General features: G+C 44.1%; 3 protein-coding genes. 1 reads left to right on the forward strand and 2 read right to left on the reverse strand.

The genetic code is table 11. The features are described from left to right. Positions 1-181: hypothetical protein (locus tag JHU38_RS12155; protein WP_207859414.1), on the forward strand; the 181-nt coding region annotated here is incomplete at its 5' end. A gap of 163 nt (positions 182-344) precedes the next feature. Here JHU38_RS12155 and JHU38_RS12160 read toward each other — a convergent pair. Both JHU38_RS12160 and JHU38_RS12165 read right to left on the reverse strand, forming a co-directional pair. Then, positions 345-1343 carry a DUF4435 domain-containing protein gene (locus JHU38_RS12160; protein WP_107583221.1) on the reverse strand — a complete coding sequence of 333 codons (999 nt, stop codon included), beginning with the start codon at positions 1341-1343 and terminating at the stop codon, positions 345-347. Positions 1344-1361: 18 nt separating this feature from the next. Next, positions 1362-2189, reverse strand: a complete 828-nt coding sequence (locus JHU38_RS12165) for an AAA family ATPase (RefSeq protein WP_107583103.1) — start codon at positions 2187-2189, stop codon at positions 1362-1364. Positions 2190-2368 lie beyond the last annotated feature (179 nt).

The raw sequence follows: 2368 nt of genomic DNA on the forward strand, positions 1-2368 counted from the left end.
AGGCAATTCCGAAAGGATATCTATGCTATTTAAGTTTTACCGGACAGCAATAATTGAAAAGCAGCAATTACAAATCGGCTGGGCAATTACCAAAATATTACCGCTGCGTGGTAATAAGATTACCAGCCGTGTGGTAACAACTTTACCGTTATGTGGTAATACAATTACCACGCAGCGGTAATATTTTGGTAATCGCTCAGTACATAGCCTAATTGACCATGAATGATTACTCGTTCTTTGTAAACACACGTTTTAAATGACCGATTTGAGTTAAACGGACAAGGGCTACAAGTCGATGAAGAAAGGCACAAGTCTATCCACCAAAGACACAAAAAAGAACTGATTCAGTCGTTATGATCGGAATAAACGCTACGCAAATCGGCTTTCAACCTGCTAAATACGTCGCTCGCCATGAAACCGACATTCTTTTTAAGCATGGGAACAAGCTCCTCGATGCTGTGATTGTAGCCGGCCAATTCGGTTTTATACTGCGCGACATGAAGTGCTTCGCGCTTGATTTCGCTTTCCCGATCGCGATAAAGACGAAAACAAATCTTCTCCATAAGAGGAGCGACAACCTTATTAAAAAGATGATGGCCTTGGATATAAAGGTAGGTAGTGCGAGGCGTAACACCTAATTCTCGCAAACTGTTCTTTACTTCCTGATACGACTCGTGGGCATCGGGATTTTTCTTTTGCAGCTCTATTACCTTGCGACCCACCTTCTTGCGCAACCGCCGGAAAGACTCTTCGTAATTCCACGGATTAATATTACCCAATTCAATAACCTTGTTGAAGTCGGTCATCGTGAAACGGCCGTATGACGTGGAACGATAGTACCAAATGTTCCAAATGAAAAGTGGGTAGATAATCTCGGAAAACTCGGAGAGGAACGACACGAAATCGAATATCATCCGGTCGTTCAACGTGACGGCAACACACACCGTATGGAGCGAAGGCGCGTAGCATTGGAGATTCTCTATGGCATAGGCATAGGTGTGAAACACGTAGGGATTGGACAGTATGAGAGATGACAGCGCGGTGGAGCCTTGAATCAGATAGTCGTAATCCGCGTCGACGCACGCAATCATATCCTTTCCTACTCCATTGAGGATATGAGCCAGCGCTGCTTTCTTGCCCCGCTCCAACCGATTGGCGCGCGAGGGAAGCATGATCTCAAAGTAATGTTCATCGTCTTCGAACGCGGTGAGGATTGTTCGCCAGAAAAATACATCGCCATAACTCTCCACATAGGCCACAATCTTACGACGGGCCTGTTTGGAGGTCAGCTGGTTGTAGGCCTCAAAATAATGTGAATTGATATGATCTTTCAGATGTTTCATGGCCGAAATCGACATAACTCACACGCTATCTTCGCTCGTAATATCCGTCACTTCTGTCACATGGCCACCCCATCCATTTATAATCACGGCCGGACTATGGGTTGTCATGATGAGCTGAATATTGGGATTAAGTTTCAATATAAGGTCGATGAGCTGCTTTTGCCATTCAAAATGGAGTGACACTTCGGGCTCATCCATAAAGAGAACATAAGGAAGGTTGTCCTCGACAAGTACCGTCAGCAGGATGCAGAGCATTTGTTTTTCGCCGCTCGACAACTGATAAGGCACCAATGTCTCACCTATCTGCGAAAAACGGATTTCATTTTCAGACCGAATAATGGTCTTGCCCGTATCGGCAAACAAACTATCGAGCATGTCCTGAAACAATTTCTTGGGACGTGAAAGCTGCTGCGCACGCTCGGCCGCGTCAGGCTGGCCACTCTGTAGTACCTGAATCATCCGATTACCGATATTGACTTGATAGTCAAGATACTTGCGTTGCAATTGAAAAAGCTGCCAATCGAGTTCCGTAACCAAGCTCATGTCCACCTTGGAGATAGTGTCGGAATTCATCAAAGGCCTGTCGAAAGAACGGATTACATCAAAACGAATCTTCTCACCATCGTTCGGACTGACTTTCAGACGCACGCCTTTGAGCATAAGACTCGTGATTTCGCCACTTCCATGCAACCCTTTCACCACCTTATTGATAATCGTGCTCTTACCTACACCATTGACACCGCTCAAGATATTGACCTTCGGATCAAGATCCCACACAATATGTTTGACACCGCTCCAAAGAGAGTCGATCTCAATCTGCTTGATATAGTCTACATATTTCTGCATACCGCTACTCCATTATCTAATAGCAAACTTACATAAAAATATCGATAAAGGGTCTGAAAGGGTCGAAATATGGACAAAAATAGTTTAAAATCAACGGATAAACCATATTTTTACCTCGAATAGGGCAATAGTGTCCTAAATAATTTTTGTGAAAACGCATATAAAGTTTCATCAAATCA

This window comes from Prevotella illustrans (genome assembly GCF_017426725.1).
GTDB classification, from domain to species: domain Bacteria; phylum Bacteroidota; class Bacteroidia; order Bacteroidales; family Bacteroidaceae; genus Prevotella; species Prevotella illustrans.

Bases quoted from the DNA above. Each gene is read 5' to 3' on its own strand.
- JHU38_RS12165 (WP_107583103.1), bottom strand. From the start codon at position 2,189: ATGCAGAAATATGTAGACTATATCAAGCAGATTGAGATCGACTCTCTT.
- JHU38_RS12160 (WP_107583221.1), bottom strand. From the start codon at position 1,343: ATGAAACATCTGAAAGATCATATCAATTCACATTATTTTGAGGCCTAC.